Raw genomic sequence first — 15,566 nt, 5'->3', positions numbered from 1 at the left:
TTTACGGCCGCTTCGCGCCCGGACGCAGCCTCGCATTACTCGTCAGCGACTACACGTTCAGAGTGTCAATGGTTTTGCGACCGCTTCGCAGCCTCGCACCACTCGTCAGCGACTACAGGTTATACGGCGCGCTGACGGCCATCAGGCACCGCTCGGCTTCCCGTACGATGTCATCGATGACCTGCTGGCAACTCATCAACTCGCCAATCGCTGCCGCCACTTGCCCGCTGGGCAAAATCCCTTCATCCGGCAGGCCGTCCACCATTGAGCGCTGTAGCAACACCGGTTGATTGGCCGCCATGACGGTTTGCGACAACGCGCCTGGGTCTTCTTTGAGCGACTGGGCAAACACACTGAGCATATGCCGCACACTCATGCCCGTCTGTTGCTTCCAGTGCCAGGCGCTGCCCAGGGCAATGCGCAAGCGACCCAACGCACTGGCCCGCTCCAGGCGATTGATGAATGCGTTTTCAATCAGGCGGTGACGCATGCCGTCCACCGCGGTGGTTACCCGGATCTGCTGCGGGTCTGTGACCTTGACGTAGCGCTCCAGCGTGGCAAGCGGGGTGGGCGATTCGCGGGTCATCAAAAAACGCGTGCCCATTGCAACCCCGGCAGCCCCACTGGCCAATACCCCGGCCAGCCCACGCCCTGTGGAATAACCGCCCGCGGCAATCACGGGCACCTGCACCGCATCCAGCACTTGAGGCAATAAAATCGTACTTGGCACGCCGCCGGTATGACCACCGCCTTCGCCCCCTTGCACGGTGATCAGGTCAGCCCCCAGCTCAACCGCTTTGATTGCATGCTTGAGTGCGCCCACCGTGGGAATGCACAACACCCCGGCTTTTTTAAAGCGCTCGATGGTTCGGGCATCAGGCCCGCGACCATAGCTGACGGCGCGCAGCCGATAAGCAATGGCCAGGTCAATACACTGCGCAGCGTTTTCTTGAAACATATGGAAATTGAGCCCGAAGTTGCTCCCGCCCGTGGCTTCAATCACCCGCTTGATCTCGGCTTCCAGTTGCCGGGGTGCAAGGGTCGCACCGGCCAAAAATCCGAAGGCGCCCGCCTGGCTGCTGGCAATCACCAAATTGGCATCGGCGACCCACCCCATAGCGGTCTGCACGATGGGATAGCGGCAGCCCAATGCCACGGTCAACGCCGTGTTCAAGTACGCACTCATCACCGTTCCCCCGCCGCTGCCTTGTTAGCCTGCGCCATAGCTTTGGCATCAAAACCGCCGAGTTTGTCGCCCGAGAGCAATTCATTGTGGCTGTGGGCAAAGTGATGCCAGGCAAACGCCGCGTCCATTGCCGAGCGTTTGCCTTGCAAGTCTTCAACGTGGTTGATCGCCTGCTTGGTCAACGCCAGCCCCATGCGCGGTTGCCTGGCGATGGCAGCCGCGAGGGCGTACGTCCCGGCTTGCAGCTCTTGGCGGCTGAACAGGCGATTGACCATGCCCATTTGGTAAGCGCGCCCGGCATCCATGCGATCACCGGTAAACAGAAACTCCTTGGCAATGCGCGGATTCAACTCATAAGGGTGCGCAAAGTACTCAACCCCCGGTATCCCCATGCGCACCACCGGGTCCTGGAAAAACGCATCGTCACTGGCCACGATCAAATCGCAGACCCAGGCCAGCATCAGGCCACCTGCAATGCACGCACCCTGCACCATCGCGATGGTCGGTTTGGGCAATTCGCGCCAGCGTCGGCACATGCCCAGGTACACCTCCTGCTCACGCGCATACAGGTATTCACCCCCGGGCTTGTTGGTGTGGTCCCACCACAAGTGCGCACGTTCAAAGGGTTTGTTGATGTCCCGCCCCGGTGTACCAATGTCATGGCCCGCCGAGAAATGCTTGCCATTGGCGCCTAACACAATGACTTTGACCTCGTCGTCATTCACCGCCCGCCTGAAAGCCTCGTCCAGTGCGTAGGTCATTTGCGAATTTTGCGCGTTGTTTACCGTCGGCCGGTTCAGCGTCACGCTCGCGATGCCGTCGGCGACGCTATACAGCACCGGTTCTTCGGTTTCATACACAGCGCCATCCACGCGCTGCACAAATTCAGGGTCGCGGCTCATAGAGTGTCCTTGCCTTCAAGGCTGACGAATGCCGGGCGGGTTGCCCTTGAGCGCGGCGGCGCGGTAGTCATGCGGGTCGAGCCTGCGGATCAACGCCAACTGTTCTGCGCTCGGGGCCACGGTCTGCTTAAAGTCGCAGGCTTTGAGCAAGGGGAAGCCGGTGTTCTCTTGCACCCGCTCAAAACTCACACCGGGGTGCACAGAGCGCACTTGCACTGCGCGATCCGGCCCACCGAAGTCCATGACGCACAGGTCGGTCACGATCAGGCCGATGTCCATCAGGTCGCGCCGCATGCCTTCTTCCCAGCGCTCATCCTTAAACCCTGCGCCCGAGACCATGTCCACTTCACCCGCAACAAAGGCCCGGGTGTTGTGCGCAGGAATGAAAAACGAATTGAGATGATTGATGCTGTTGCCGGGCAAACCACGCACGCCGAGCATCGCCACTTTTGGGGTGCGGTAATCGCCAATGCACGACAGGTTGGTCTGGCCCCAGCGGTCGACCTGGGTGGGGCCGATCATCGCGTGACGGCGCCCACCCCACACGCACTCAAACACCCGCTCAAACGACAGATAACCTGAGTAACGCGTTTCAACATCATCGCGCGGCCCCAAGGGCACCGGCTCTTCGACCAAAAACGCCTCACTGTCGGTCATCAGCAATTGCGGGCTGTGACTCATTTTGGCCACGCTCGCGGCCAGGCGCGGGATCACACCCAAGCCCGAAGCGATCACTTCGCCGTTACCGCGCCAGGCTTCGCTCGCGGCCACGATCAGCAGCTCGGCCAAGGTAAATTCGCACGTCGCAGTCATGGTCATCCTCCTCAAAACACGGGCAGCGGCAGTGTGTGCAACCGATCAATACCGCCATTGCTGGCCTGATACGCACTTTCACCCGCGGTCACAAACTGGGCCATGTAGCCCTGCCAGCCACCTTCTTCGGCGGCACTGGCGCTGTAGCGCTTCAAGTGCTCCATGTCCCAACCGTAATCCGACGGGCAGGAGGTGGGATGCGCACCACACGGGGCATGCACCACGCCACTGACCAGATAACGCTCGAAGGTGTTAAAGCGTGCTTGTCGGGCATCCAGGCTCAAGCGCTCCTCAATGCGTTCGCACGAGACAAAACACTGCCGGGCGGCCCTGGCATACAGGTGGTCGAAGTACGGGTCTGGCCCGGTGATCAGCGTGTTGCCCAGGCGGTCCGCAACATTGACATGCAAAAAGGCGATATCGAGGTTTAACGCTGGCATGGCCAACAGCACCTCGCCCTCCTCATACGGCGATTGCACGAGCTTGATCTGGGGATTGAGGCGTGTGACGTCGGTGCCAAGCCCACAGCGCGTGGGCAGAAACGGCAAGCGCATGCCTGCCGCCCGCAGACCCCATTGCAACATGCCTTCGTCCAGCTCCATCAGCTCCAGTTCACCGGCCTCGCGGGCCTTGCGAAAGTAAGCCTCCAGCGGGATCGCATCGAGGGTGACAAAGCCAAATATGAGTTTTTTGACTTTACCGGCGGCGCACAGCATGCCCACTTCCGGGCCACCATAGGCCACCACGGTCAGGTCCTTGACGTGCGAACGCAGGATCTCGCGCACGATTGCCATCGGCTTGCGCCGAGGGCCCCAACCACCGAAGCCGATGGTCATGCCGTCGCGCAATTGGCCGACCACGTCAGCCGCTGTCATTTGCTTGTTCATCGCTTGCTCCTTACTGCTGGCCGACCGAAAAGTCGTGCCCCCAGAGACTGACCCGGGTGAATTCAAATGCGCTATGGGCTTGCCAATCCACCAACAAGCCGCCGTAGCCGTACTCCAGATCAAATCCTGAAGGGGTTTTCATATAAAAAGAGGTCATGTGGTCATTCAGGTGTTGGCCCAGCGTGGCCGACAGCGGCACGTCATGCGCAATGCGCCGGTCGTGAGCGCGGCCAACTTGCGTCATCGAACCGACCTCGACCATCACATGCACGCACCCCGACGGCACCGGGTATTCAGCCAGCGCCAAACTGTGATGGCGGCTGTTCCTGCAATGCAAAAAGTGGATGCGAATGGGCGGTGCAGACGGGTCGGGCCGGAAGTTGAAAATGTCCGACAGCTCAAACCCCAACACATCCTTGGCGAAGGCCAGCGTGGCATCAAAATTGGGGGCTGGCAGCACGGTGTGCCCCAACCCCATGTCGCCGGTAATAAAACCCGGTACGCCTTGAGGCGAGACAAAGGGCTGGCAATCGGAACGATGCCCCCAGCTCAACTCATGGCGATTACCCGAAGGGTCCGTGACATGCAGCAGTGCTTGTACGCCGCGCTGAGCGCATTGCTCGGCGGTGCCCGGGCGCCAGCTCACATCGGCCTGATTCAGCGTGTCGATGGCGTCATTGAAAGCCGCTTCATTGGGCAACTCCCACCCCGAAGCTAAATAGCGCGACTCGCCACCGGCCACAATCAACATGCGAAACGGGCGCTCGTCCATCTTCACGTACAGCCCGCCCGAGGGTGCCGGGGCCACCATCATCCCCAGCACATCGTGGGCATAACGCTGCCACTGGGCCGGGTCGGCGGACTCTGCAACGAAGTAGCTCAAACCACGAATGTCGATCATGCCTGCTCCTCAACGCCTGTTTGTATGGGCTGAGGGCAGTATGGGAAGGAAGGTGTCACAGATCATCGTCCGTTGAGACTAACGCCGATGAGCCCGCTTAAACTCTGACCCTGTAGCCGCTGACGAGTAACGCGAAGCGGCCTTAGAACCGTTCAGCGTGATGGCGCAGGCAGACCGCGCTCAACGGGTTTACGACCGCTTCGCAATCGGGCGTCGCCTGCGGCAACTGCTACGCCCAACTCGGTGTAGCCGCTGACGAGTAACGCGAAGCTGCGTCCGGGCGCGAAGCGGCCGTAGAACCGTTCAACGTCACAGTCAGTGGATTTACGACCGCTTCGCAATCGGACGTCGCCTGCGGCAACTGCTACGCCAAACTCGGTGTAGTCGCTGACGAGTAATGCGAGGCTGCGTCCGGGCGCGAAGCGGCCGTATAACCGTTCAACGTGATGGCTCAGGCAGTCCACGCTCTTCGCGCTCGGACGTCGCCTGCGGCAACTGCTACGCCCAGCTCGGTGTAGTCGCTGACGAGTAATGCGAGGCTGCGTGCGGGCGCGAAGCGGCCGTAGAACCTTTCAACGTGGTGTCTCAGGCAGTCCACGCTCTTCGCGCTCGGACGTCGCCTTGCAGATCGCGGCTACAAATACACGATTACCAGTTCATTGATGACCGAAGGACGGTCGTTGCCCAGCACATGGGTGTTGATTTCGAGGGTCAGTTGAGTACCGCTTTTGATTTGTTCAACCTGTTTGACCCTGGCTCGCGCGTGAATGGTTGACCCCGCAGGCACAGGTGCCGGGAAGCGCAAGCGATTCGAGCCGTAGTTGACCATGTTGCTGAAACCGGTGATTTCATACCCCAGGTTCAGTTGCAGGCGTGACTGCAAAATCTGCACCAGCGCTCCGTGTGCGATGGTGCCGCCAAACGGGCTGTGTTTGCGCGCCCGCTCGGGATCGGTGTGAATCCAGTAGTCATCGCCGGACAATTGCGCGAACGCATCGATCAGGGCCTGGTCAACCACCACCTGATTGCTCCACGGGCTGAACGTTTCGCTGATCAGTGACTGCAACGCGTCGACGTCATCCAACGCTATCTGGCGCCGTGCAACGCCCGGTTCACTCACAGGTACAGGCTGCTCGACCGCGCCCCAGGTTTTGAGGCCGGCTGCGTCTTTGTCGACCCCGGTAAAGCGCAACAACCGATTGCCTTTGGCATCCACCTCGGCAAATACCGGTTGCAGACGCATGCCAATGTTCACCTCGCACTCATCCAGTCCCACCAGATTGCTGTTGATACGCACCCCTTGGTCCAACTCGATCACCGCCAGTATCTGCGGCATTTCGTCGGCAAAATCAGGCAAGGTCGGGATGCGTGTCACGGTAAAACTGTAGAGCGTTGCGCCGCCGCTGACTTCACGCCAGCTCAGGTCGTGGGCCAAGCAGGCCGGACAATGCCGCCGTGGGTAAAACACCCAGTGGCTGCACGCGTTGCACTGCTGAATCAGCACGCGTTCGGCCTTTAAGCCTTCCCAGAACGGTGCGGAAATCTCGGTCGCAACAGGCATTGGTTTGTTATTGGACATTGGATTCATGCTCCCTGAAGTATCAGCGCGCCCTGCTCACTCATCACCCCACCGGTGCCTGAGACGTACACGCTGTCGCACCGTTTGAGTTGGCGCGCGCCCGCCCCTCCGGCAATTTGCGTCACGGCTTCTATCACTTGGCTCATCCCGCCCGCCGACCCGGCCTGGCCAAAACTGAGTTGCCCGCCATGGGTGTTCATCGGGAAATCCCCGCGCCAGGTCAAGTCGTGTTCGCGCACAAAACTCATGCCCTCGCCCTTGGCGCAAAAGCCCGCATCCTCAAGGGTCAGCAGAGCCGTGATGGTGTAGCAATCGTAGATTTGGGCGGCGTCCACGTCCTTGGGCTTAAGCCCCGCCATGTCAAAGGCGCGGCGTGAAGCAGGGCCGATGGGGGTGTGCAGCATGTCGCGGGCATAAGAGGGCGATTTGTACGCCAGGTGTTCGCCAAACCCTGTGATGTAAGACGGGCGTTTGCGCGCGCGTGCGGCCACCTCTTTGGACGCAATGATCAATGCGGCGCCTCCGGCCACGGGCATGACGATCTCCAGCACATGCAGCGGATCAGCGACTTTTTTGCTCGCCAGCACGTGCTCGATGGTCAGCGGCTGGCCATAGAACATCGCCTGCGGGTTGTACTGCGCGTTGGTGCGCTGATCGACGGCTATTTTGGCCAGCGCCCGGGGGTCATAGCCGTATTGCGCGCCATATCGTTGGGCAATCATGGCGTAGCCGGTGTTTTGCCCCATGTGCCCGTACGGCAAATCAAATTCGGCTTCCGGCGCCCCGAAGGCGGTGCTGTGGCCACCAAAACGCATGGCCCGCGCCATCCAGCTCGGGTCTTCATCGGGGCCCATCGGCGCCATGCGCGCAGGCAGCACGCAGAGCACTGCCTGACACAACCCCAGCTCAATGGCGGCGGCTGCCCGCCACACCATCCCCACCGAAGTGCAGCCGCCCAGGTCCACCACTTCGGCAAAGTTAAGCTGCAACCCAAGGTACTCGGCCGCCATCGCGGGCACGAACACCGAGGCTTCGTGAAATTGCGGGCCGTTAATCACCAGACCGTCGAGGTCGGATGCCTGTAACCCGGCATCACGCAGCGCCTGTGCGGCCAGATCCGCCACTTGCTCCAGATGAAACATACGCGGCGCCGTGGCGTATTTTTCGGGTGTGTACTGCGCGCTGCCAACAATGGCCGCATGACCTTTAAGCCCCATGGGTTTCTCTCTTTCGTCAATTCAACACACGCCTGTCGGCCCAAGCTTGCTCGCCCCGACAGGCAGCCGGGGTTCAGAACGTGTATTTCATCGAAAACGTGGCGTAATCACGGTCAGCCAATGGACGCTTGACCGGGTCCGGTTCGCCCAGGTACGCGATGTACTTGAGCGACACTTCCAGGTTGCTCAGGTATTTGAAGGTGGTGCCTGCGCTCAGACGCCGGTCCCCCGCTACTCCTGCGATGGTGCCGGACATCGGTGCCGCTCCGCTGAAGACATCGGAATAGGTCAGCGGTACTTCCAGGTCCCACCCCGTGAAAACCCCCGGATAGCTGAAGGATGCACCCACGGTATAGGCACTGGAGGAGCGCGTGCGCCAGGCCGAGCCGGTTTTATAGGTGTAATCGTTGGACGACTGCACGGCGCCTGCATAGCGCGGGTCCAGGGGCAGGCCCTGCAAGTTCGGCGCGCCCGAGGCATCTTCCACGTCGTCCACGCGCACGGTGACGATTTCACCGGTCAAGGTGGTCTGACTGGCCCACGGCCGGTCCCCCAGAATGCGCATTGCCGAAACTTGCAATTGCTGACCTTTGCCCCGGGTCGGCACTGGCCCAAGCCCGGTATTGACCATCACCGGCGCACCGTCGCGGTACGACCACTCGGCGCCGATCTGGGTGTCACCGACCTTGGTGGTGGCACTGATCCCTGTGAGTTTGATGTCTTCGAAGTATTTGATGCGATAACCGTTACTGGTGTACGCGTACTGGCCATTGTTGATTGGCAGCGGGTCATAGCCCATCAAGGCGGTGGCCGGGTTTTTGTCGTGGTACACCACATGGAACAGCGACATTTCCAGTTCAGGCAACGGGCGAAAGCGGATCTGTGCGCCCCACTGCCCGCTGTCCCTTGGCTCATCCGTGCCGTTGTAAGGCACCTTGGCGCCCCCGGCACCGTACAAAAATTCACGGCCCGGGCCGATCACGTCCGAGGTCGATAAGTAGCTGCCCACGGGGGGCAGTTCGGTGCCCTTCCATTCGTATTGCACGTAGCCGCCCAAGGTGATTTGCGGGTTGATGCGGTACGACGCCGAGACCTGCCCGACCGGCAGCAGCACTTCCTTGACCTCAACCCCCGGTTGCGCGGCCTTGACCGCATCGGACGGGTTCTGCACACCGTTAACGCCGGGGTAGTACAGGCTTTCACCCCACGACTCGATATGCCGGCCAGCCTTGACGTCGAGCATGGTGTCGTTCGCAAAGCGCCAGCCGCCGAAGACATATGCATCGAGCAAGCGCGTGCGCCCGCCACTGAACGTGCGCGTGTCGCGGGTGAAGGTGTCATTGCTCCCGTATTTGTTGACCGTGGCGGGGGAATCGTTGTCGTTGCCGCGATGATACACATCGTCATAAAAGGTACTGGCGCGCACCACGGCGCCGTAGTTGTCCTTGCGCAAGATCATCTCGCCCAGTGCACCCACGCGGTTGGTGGTGAGGCTGTGCTGGTCAAAGTTGCGGTTGGGGTCGTCGGCATTGATGCCCATTAGCCGGTTGCTCGGATCACCCAGCCGCATACCGATGCCATAACTGGTGGTCACCGACCAATCCAGGGTCGCGCCGTTATCGAACTCAAGGGTTTCACCGGCCCACAGCGGGCCGGACACCAACGCAACGGCGGCGGCCAAACCGGTGACCTGGACCTTGTGCGGGCGAAGCTCCGGCCATTTATTGTTGTTTTTATTGATCACACTGACTCTCCTGATTCGCGACACGCAGGCCGCATCGATGGGTTCAAGCGTCATTGCACACGCCCACTCAACACAGCTCGAGCGGGTTGAACGGAGTGAGGCCGGTGCGGGCGCGCTGATAACGCAGCAGCCCGCCTTGCGCCTCACGCACCAGGGTTCCCCGGGCCATGAGGTAGTTGGCGTGCGCCAGCGTCTCGCCCACGGCCATCAAGTCGTCAAAACACCCCGCGCGTTTTTTAAACAGCACCGCCATCATCTCCAGCGCCGTGCGCGGCGTTTCACAGGCGTCGAGCAACTGCTGCAAATGGCCCGCGTGGTGATCACGCAATTGATCAAGGCGCGCATGCAGATTAAAAAACGGTCGCTCATGCGCAGGCAGGACCAGCACGCTGTCCGGGATCACCCGCAAGCGCTCGATGGAGTCGAGCCAGTCGCGCAATGGGTTGGCTTGGGGTTCAGTGACATGCACCGCGACCGTTGAGGTAATACGCGGCAATACTTGATCGCCTGAAATCAGCAGCCGATCGTGCGCGGCATACAGGCACGCGTGCTCGGGGGAATGGCCGCTGCCCACCACCACCTGCCAGCGGCGGTGGCCGATGATCAACTCACTGCCCTGATTCAGGCGGATAAAACCGGCCACCGTCTGGGGACGAAAATGCTCGACCTGAATCAAGGGCAGCAGCGCGGCGGCGTCTGTCTCGCTGAAACCGGCTTGTTGATAGAAGTCCAGAAACGCCCAGTCCGGCGTCGCACTTTGCGGTGGCCCGTGATGCAGTGCGTCGAACTCGCCCAAGGTCATCAACACCGGGCAACGAAAGCGCTCTGCCAGCCATCCCACCACGCCGGTGTGATCGCTGTGAAAGTGGGTGCAGATCACCGCTTTGAGCGGCAGGCCGCCCATGACCTCGACAAACACCTGCTCCCACACTGTGCGGCATTGCGCGGTGTTGAGGCCGGTGTCGACTGCCACCCAGCCATCGCCGTGGCGCAGCAAATACAGGTTGATGTGGTCCAGACCAAAGGGCAGCGGCATGCGTAACCACACAACGCCCTCGGCCACGACCTGCACCTGCCCATTGGCCGGGGCGTGCGGCCACGGATAACGCAGGCCATCACGCCATTCATGGCCCTGGGCGTCGATTTCACGCATGGCCGTTGCCCACGAATGGCGGCAAACCGGCACGCGCCAGAGCGTCCAATGAATACGGCTGATAAGTGCCTGCGCTGTCGTCACGCACAAACAGCGGGTCGGCAAACAGTTCGGGCGCATAGCCTTGGCGTTGCAAATCGACTTTGCGCAATTTGAAGGTGCTGGTCAGGTCGGCAGCGGCCGATACCCGCACAAACAGCGGCGCGGCATAGCGCGGCAAGCGCGCCTCGGTCAGGTCATAAAAAGTGTGCGGGTCAAAGCACTGACCGGCCTGCATCAAAATCGCAGCCATACCGGCGCGCCCCTCGTGCTGCGGCACCTGAACCCCGTACACGTTGATCAGCTCAAGGCCTGGCAAGTCACTCAGCGTGTCGGCCACTTCGAGGGTCGACACGTTTTCACTTTTCCAGCGGAAGGTGTCGCCTATGCGGTCCACAAAGTAGAAATACCCATCGTCGTCGTAGCGCAGTAAATCGCCCGAACTCCAATAGGCGTCGCCGGCCTCAAACACGTCGCGGCGGATCTTGCTTTCAGTGGCGTGCGGGTTGGTGTACCCCTCAAAGCGGCCACCACCACTGTGCGGATGGTTGACGATAAACCCCATCGCTTCCCCCACTTCGCCAGGCAGGCAACGCTGATAAAACCCCTGTTCGTCGCGTGGATGACTGTCGCTTTCGACGTCATAGCGCACCAGCCGCAAGTTGGTGCGGCTCCAGTCCGGCACGCGCCCGCAAGAACCCACGTAGTTGTCGACATTGATCAGGTTGGCATTGGCTTCTGTCGCGCCCCAGCCTTCAAACACCCGGATGGGGCCAAAACGCTCAAGCCAACGCTGCCACGCCTCGGCAGTCAGCCCGGCACCCAACATGTACCGCAAGCTGTGCTGACGTTCACCGGCAACGCGGGGTTGATTGAGCAGGTAACGGCAGATCTCGCCGATGTATTGAAAGGTCGTGATGCGGTGCTTGCGCACATCGGGCCAGAACTCGCGCACGCTGAATTTGCGCCGCACCACAATGCTCGCCCCTGCGCTCAGGGCCGTGGACGTGACCGAGGTGGCCGCTGCCCCGTGGTACAGCGGCAGGCAGCAATAAAACACATCCTCACAGGTAGCGCCCAGGGTGACGTGCATCACATCACCGGACGCCATCCAGCGCATATGGCTGTAACACGCCGCCTTGGGCAGACCGGTGGTGCCCGAGGTAAAAATCAGCAGCGTGGTGCTCTGGGCAGGAATATTGGCCCGGTATTCACGGGGGAACGGGGTGCGCGGCGCACGCTCTATTTGCTGCTCAATGCTCGTGTCCACCCTCGCGGGCAGCGCCACCTCACACGGGTTTTGCGCATCGGCAATCAACCACCACGGCACATCCGGTAAACCCTCAGTGCACAACATATTGCTCAGGCATTCTTCACCCAGCACCACCGCCTTGGCACCCGTGGACGCCAGCGCATGCACCAGCGGCTTGCCGCTGACTTGGGTGTTGATAAAGGCCACCACGGCGCCGAGTTTGACCAGCGCGAACCAACTGAAAAAAAACGCCGGGCGATTTTCCATCGCCAGCGCACACACATCGCCGGGGCGCAGCCCGTTGTCGTAAAACACATGGGCCATGCGGTGGGCATGGGCATCGACCTGAGCGTAACTGAACGTCTCGGGGCCATCGATCAAAAAGGGCCGGTCAGCACAGTGCAGCGCTTGCGCTTCAAGGCGGTCGGCCAAGGTGTACAGGTCGGCGGGTTTGATCCGCGCGCTGGCGGCTGCACGCACGTCAAGCAGCGCCTGGGTGTGCTCGCGCGGTACGGGCTGTTGGCGTGTTACCCGGCTGGCGCTGATAGGGGTCATGTCATTCATGGCGCCAGCGCTCCGGCCCGTGGGTAATCGCTGTAACCCTCAGGGCCTGGGGAATACAGGGTTTTGCGCTCCAAACGTGCCAGTGGCAGACCGTGGCGCAGGCGCTCGACCAGGTCCGGGTTGGCGATAAAGTGGCGGGCAAACGACACCGCCTCGCCCTGGCCTGCTTGCAACGCCGCCTCAGCACTGGCGCCGTCAAAACCGTCATTCAAAATCAACCCGCTGCTGCAATGCCGTTGCGCCAGGGCGAAGGCGTCCAGTTCAGCCAATGGCGAACGCATGATGTGCACATAGGCTAAATCCAGCGGTTCAGCGGCTTTGCACAACGCTTCGGCCGTGGCCTGCGGGTCGTCATCGCTGATGTCGTTGAACGGATTACCGGGGCACAGCCGCAGCCCGACCCGCCCTGCGCCAATGGCCGAAGCCATCGCGGCCAGCACTTGCGTGGGGAAACGCATGCGGTTTGCCACGCTGCCACCGTAAGCATCGTCACGCCGGTTGCTGCCCGAGGCCATGAACTGCATCGGCAAGTAGCCGCTGGTGGCGTGCAATTCAACCCCATCAAACCCGGCTTCGCGGGCGTTCAACGCTGCCTGGCGGTATTGCTCCACCACCTGCGCGATGCCTGATACGGACAGCGCCTGAGGTTCGTCGGCATCCACCAGCCCATGTGCATCGGTGAACAACTGGGTGCGCGCGCGCAAGGCCGATGGCGCAACAGTCGCCGCCCCTGCGGGTTTGTTGTGCGCACTCGCGGCTCGCCCGACATGCATCAGTTGCAACACGATCAAGCCGCCTTCGGCATGCACCGCATCGGTCACCGCTTTCCAGGCGGCGATGTGCGCTGCGTTATAAATCGCCGGTGTGCGGCAATAGCCCAGTCCGCTGGCCGAAGGCGCAGTGCCTTCGGCCACAATCAGTCCGGCGCACGCCCGCTGGCGGTAATACTCAACCATCTCGGCCGTTGGCACGCCGTGTTGATCGGCGCGGCTGCGGGTCATGGGCGCCATGACGATGCGATTGGCCAAATGCAGATCACCCAGACGCACAGGTTCAAACAAAATGCTCATGGCAGCTCCTCAGCGCACGCGGATTTTCGGTGCGCCAGCCCCACGGCGCAGGGTCGCAAGAAAGTGTTCCAGGGGCGCAGGTGTGGCCACTTCAGGCAGTTGCGCCTTGTCCGGGCGGGTGGCCCAAAACTCGCTCCATGACGGGAACAAATCGTGAAACGTGCCGGCATAGGGTTCCCGCCCCGGCCAGCGCATTTTTTGCGTGCCTATCGGCGGTTTGTTCAAGTCACTGGCGTACCAGTAGCAGGGCAAGCGGCGACGAAAATACCAACGGCCCTGCCTGCGCTCGTAGTCATCCCAATACAGCATCTGCATGGTCACCCACTCGGGGCCGGTCTCGTGCTCGTTCTTGGAATACACCACGCCCACGGCATGATCGGCGTCGGTGAACTCGATCACGTGCTGACCCAGGTGATGGGAGGTGCCATGAAACTGCTCGCGCAGCGTGTCATCGACCCAGGCCTTGAGGTGCGCGCGCCCGGTTTTTTCACGACCGACCCGGATGTCTTCGGCGAACAGGTTGACGTGTGCGTCGAGGTCACGCATGTCCAGCGACAATGCGTATTTACCTGCCAACTGGCGAATTTCTTCAATCGACTCCAACCGGTCGATACGAACGAGCAAGGCGTTCTGTTCCATAAACGGTGTCCTTAAAGCGATCTTTAAAAGCCGTGCCCCTGAGGGCTATTCCAATACCGTGTACAGCTCGCTGCTGCGCCCGCCATCGACCGGCACACTGGCGCCGGTGATGTACGAGGCTTCGTCGCTGGCTAAAAACAAAATGGCGTTGGCCACTTCACGGGGTTGCCCCACACGCTTGAGCGGGATCAGTTTTTCGGTATTGGCGCGCGTCGTGTTGTCAGCCAGCATGCCGCCGGTGGCCGGGGTTTCGATGACCCCCGGAATCACCACGTTGCAGCGAATGTTGTGGCTGGCACCTTCACTGGCCGCCGCGCGGCTGAAGTTGATCACCGCAGCTTTTGCCGCCGAATACCCGGCCATCCACGGTGTGCCGAACAGCCCGCAGATAGACGCGATATTGATGATCGAGCCGCTGCCCTGGGCGCGCATCACACTCAGGGCGGTGCGCGTGCCCCAGAACGTGCCGTCCACCGTGGTGGCGAAGTTGGAATGCCAGTCAGCCGTTGAGGTGCTGTCAATCGCCCCCCAGCTATAAGCCATCGCGTTATTGACCAAAATATCCAGCCGCCCGTTACGCTCGGCGGCCGCGCCGATGGCGGCGACGTACGCGGCTTCATCGCTGACATCGGCCACCGCGCATTCGGCACGCCCACCGCCGTCGCGGATCTGCGCCGCCACTGCTTCAAGCGGCTCGATACGCCGGCCACACAGCACCACCAGGGCGCCTTCTTGTGCAAACCGCAACGCGGTTGCCGCGCCGATGCCGGAACCGGCGCCGGTGATAAAGGCCACTTTGTCTTGCAAACGATTACCCATGCCTGACACTCCCGTCACCCGATTAGATAAAGGCCATACCGCCGTTCACGGCGAGGTTTTGCCCGGTGATGAAACTCGCGTCATCGCTGGCCAAAAATGCCGCCGCACGCGCGATTTCATCGGTTTCGCCCATTCGGCCCAGCGGGATGGCCTTGAGCATGCTGTGCATCCAGTCTTCGGGAATGTCGGCCATCATCGGGGTGTTGGTCGGGCCGGGAACCAGGGTGTTCACCCGAATGCCGTGCCCGGCCAATTCGCGGGCCATGCTGCGTGTCAGCCCCATCACCCCGGCCTTGGCTGCGCAGTAATGGCCAGGGCCTTCGCCCGTCAGCGCGGCAGTGCTGGAAATATTGATCACCACACCGCGCGTGCCGTCCTTGAGCATCAGCTTCACGGCTTCGCGGCTACAGAAAAACGGCCCGGTGAGGTTGACCCCGATCACACGCTGCCAGTGCTCATCCGGCGTGTCTGCGAAAGCATCTATGGAGCCGATACCGGCGTTGTTCACCAGAATGTCAAAGCGGGCAAACTGTGCGTACACGGCCGCCATCGCGCTGGCGACGCTATCGCTGTCCGCCACGTTGCAACTGACTGCCAAGGCTTTATCGCCCAACCCTTCGATGGTTTGGCGTGCGGCCTCCAGATTGATGTCGGCAGCGACCACGATGGCGCCCTGCCCGGCAAAATAGCGAACAATGGCCCGGCCCATGCCTTGGCCTGCGCCCGTTATAAAAGCCACTTTATTGAGTAATTTCATGCAACCCTCCCGCTTGCCAAACAGCTGCCCGACTACAGCGTGTT

The 15,566-nt window shown here is 61.3% G+C and carries 14 protein-coding genes; all 14 read right to left on the bottom strand.

The window, feature by feature from the left end; genetic code table 11:
- Positions 1 to 112: 112 nt before the first annotated feature.
- The 14 genes from AP059_RS04775 to AP059_RS04710 all read right to left on the bottom strand — a co-directional run bounded on the left by AP059_RS04775 (position 113) and on the right by AP059_RS04710 (position 15,522).
- The gene (locus AP059_RS04775; RefSeq protein WP_059762124.1) at positions 113 to 1,186 is read right to left on the bottom strand and encodes an NAD(P)H-dependent flavin oxidoreductase; all 1,074 of its coding nucleotides are present in this window, start codon (positions 1,184 to 1,186) and stop codon (positions 113 to 115) included.
- Positions 1,186 to 2,088 carry an enoyl-CoA hydratase gene (locus AP059_RS04770; RefSeq protein WP_059762123.1) on the bottom strand — a complete coding sequence of 301 codons (903 nt, stop codon included), beginning with the start codon at positions 2,086 to 2,088 and terminating at the stop codon, positions 1,186 to 1,188. The genes AP059_RS04775 and AP059_RS04770 overlap by 1 nt, the downstream gene beginning before the upstream one ends.
- Positions 2,089 to 2,103: 15 nt before the next feature.
- On the bottom strand, positions 2,104 to 2,901 hold the full coding sequence (locus tag AP059_RS04765; RefSeq protein WP_059762122.1) for a CoA-transferase subunit beta: 798 nt from the start codon (positions 2,899 to 2,901) through the stop codon (positions 2,104 to 2,106).
- 11 nt (positions 2,902 to 2,912) lie between these two features.
- Entirely contained in the window at positions 2,913 to 3,788 is an 876-nt protein-coding gene (locus AP059_RS04760) for a CoA transferase subunit A (RefSeq protein ID WP_059762121.1), read from the bottom strand.
- Positions 3,789 to 3,798: 10 nt separating this feature from the next.
- Positions 3,799 to 4,689: a VOC family protein gene (locus AP059_RS04755; protein ID WP_059762120.1), complete on the bottom strand. Its 891-nt coding sequence runs from the start codon at positions 4,687 to 4,689 to the stop codon at positions 3,799 to 3,801.
- A 634-nt stretch (positions 4,690 to 5,323) separates the two neighbouring features.
- Positions 5,324 to 6,268 carry a bifunctional OB-fold nucleic acid binding domain-containing protein/MaoC family dehydratase gene (locus tag AP059_RS04750; RefSeq protein WP_059762119.1) on the bottom strand — a complete coding sequence of 315 codons (945 nt, stop codon included), beginning with the start codon at positions 6,266 to 6,268 and terminating at the stop codon, positions 5,324 to 5,326.
- A 5-nt stretch (positions 6,269 to 6,273) separates the two neighbouring features.
- Positions 6,274 to 7,485, bottom strand: coding sequence for a thiolase family protein (locus tag AP059_RS04745; protein ID WP_059762118.1), 1,212 nt, complete (start codon positions 7,483 to 7,485; stop codon positions 6,274 to 6,276).
- Between the two features lie 73 nt (positions 7,486 to 7,558).
- Positions 7,559 to 9,229 carry a DUF1302 domain-containing protein gene (locus AP059_RS04740; protein WP_059762117.1) on the bottom strand — a complete coding sequence of 557 codons (1,671 nt, stop codon included), beginning with the start codon at positions 9,227 to 9,229 and terminating at the stop codon, positions 7,559 to 7,561.
- Between the two features lie 67 nt (positions 9,230 to 9,296).
- On the bottom strand, positions 9,297 to 10,382 hold the full coding sequence (locus tag AP059_RS04735) for an MBL fold metallo-hydrolase (protein ID WP_059762116.1): 1,086 nt from the start codon (positions 10,380 to 10,382) through the stop codon (positions 9,297 to 9,299).
- Positions 10,375 to 12,237: a long-chain-acyl-CoA synthetase gene (locus AP059_RS04730; protein ID WP_059762115.1), complete on the bottom strand. Its 1,863-nt coding sequence runs from the start codon at positions 12,235 to 12,237 to the stop codon at positions 10,375 to 10,377. Before AP059_RS04730 ends, AP059_RS04735 begins: the two co-directional genes overlap by 8 nt.
- Complete coding sequence (locus AP059_RS04725; RefSeq protein ID WP_059762114.1) at positions 12,234 to 13,307, bottom strand: alkene reductase; 1,074 nt, start codon at positions 13,305 to 13,307, stop codon at positions 12,234 to 12,236. The genes AP059_RS04730 and AP059_RS04725 overlap by 4 nt, the downstream gene beginning before the upstream one ends.
- 9 nt (positions 13,308 to 13,316) lie before the next feature.
- Positions 13,317 to 13,946: a nuclear transport factor 2 family protein gene (locus AP059_RS04720; protein WP_059762113.1), complete on the bottom strand. Its 630-nt coding sequence runs from the start codon at positions 13,944 to 13,946 to the stop codon at positions 13,317 to 13,319.
- Between the two features lie 45 nt (positions 13,947 to 13,991).
- The gene (locus AP059_RS04715) at positions 13,992 to 14,765 is read right to left on the bottom strand and encodes an SDR family NAD(P)-dependent oxidoreductase (protein WP_059762112.1); all 774 of its coding nucleotides are present in this window, start codon (positions 14,763 to 14,765) and stop codon (positions 13,992 to 13,994) included.
- A 22-nt stretch (positions 14,766 to 14,787) separates the two neighbouring features.
- On the bottom strand, positions 14,788 to 15,522 hold the full coding sequence (locus tag AP059_RS04710) for an SDR family NAD(P)-dependent oxidoreductase (protein ID WP_059762111.1): 735 nt from the start codon (positions 15,520 to 15,522) through the stop codon (positions 14,788 to 14,790).
- Positions 15,523 to 15,566: the final 44 nt, after the last annotated feature.

This window comes from Pseudomonas sp. TAA207 (assembly GCF_001529285.1).
Taxonomy (GTDB): Bacteria; Pseudomonadota; Gammaproteobacteria; order Pseudomonadales; family Pseudomonadaceae; genus Aquipseudomonas; species Aquipseudomonas weihenstephanensis.
This window is presented reverse-complemented; position numbering and strand designations above follow the sequence as displayed.

Excerpts from the sequence above, each read along its gene's own strand:
- AP059_RS04725 (WP_059762114.1), bottom strand. The coding sequence starts at position 13,307 with ATGAGCATTTTGTTTGAACCTGTGCGTCTGGGTGATCTGCATTTGGCC.
- AP059_RS04760 (WP_059762121.1), bottom strand. The coding sequence starts at position 3,788 with ATGAACAAGCAAATGACAGCGGCTGACGTGGTCGGCCAATTGCGCGAC.
- AP059_RS04715 (WP_059762112.1), bottom strand. The coding sequence starts at position 14,765 with ATGGGTAATCGTTTGCAAGACAAAGTGGCCTTTATCACCGGCGCCGGT.
- AP059_RS04710 (WP_059762111.1), bottom strand. The coding sequence starts at position 15,522 with ATGAAATTACTCAATAAAGTGGCTTTTATAACGGGCGCAGGCCAAGGC.
- AP059_RS04770 (WP_059762123.1), bottom strand. The coding sequence starts at position 2,088 with ATGAGCCGCGACCCTGAATTTGTGCAGCGCGTGGATGGCGCTGTGTAT.
- AP059_RS04765 (WP_059762122.1), bottom strand. The coding sequence starts at position 2,901 with ATGACTGCGACGTGCGAATTTACCTTGGCCGAGCTGCTGATCGTGGCC.
- AP059_RS04730 (WP_059762115.1), bottom strand. The coding sequence starts at position 12,237 with ATGAATGACATGACCCCTATCAGCGCCAGCCGGGTAACACGCCAACAG.
- AP059_RS04735 (WP_059762116.1), bottom strand. The coding sequence starts at position 10,382 with ATGCGTGAAATCGACGCCCAGGGCCATGAATGGCGTGATGGCCTGCGT.
- AP059_RS04755 (WP_059762120.1), bottom strand. The coding sequence starts at position 4,689 with ATGATCGACATTCGTGGTTTGAGCTACTTCGTTGCAGAGTCCGCCGAC.
- AP059_RS04775 (WP_059762124.1), bottom strand. The coding sequence starts at position 1,186 with ATGAGTGCGTACTTGAACACGGCGTTGACCGTGGCATTGGGCTGCCGC.
- AP059_RS04720 (WP_059762113.1), bottom strand. The coding sequence starts at position 13,946 with ATGGAACAGAACGCCTTGCTCGTTCGTATCGACCGGTTGGAGTCGATT.
- AP059_RS04745 (WP_059762118.1), bottom strand. The coding sequence starts at position 7,485 with ATGGGGCTTAAAGGTCATGCGGCCATTGTTGGCAGCGCGCAGTACACA.
- AP059_RS04750 (WP_059762119.1), bottom strand. The coding sequence starts at position 6,268 with ATGTCCAATAACAAACCAATGCCTGTTGCGACCGAGATTTCCGCACCG.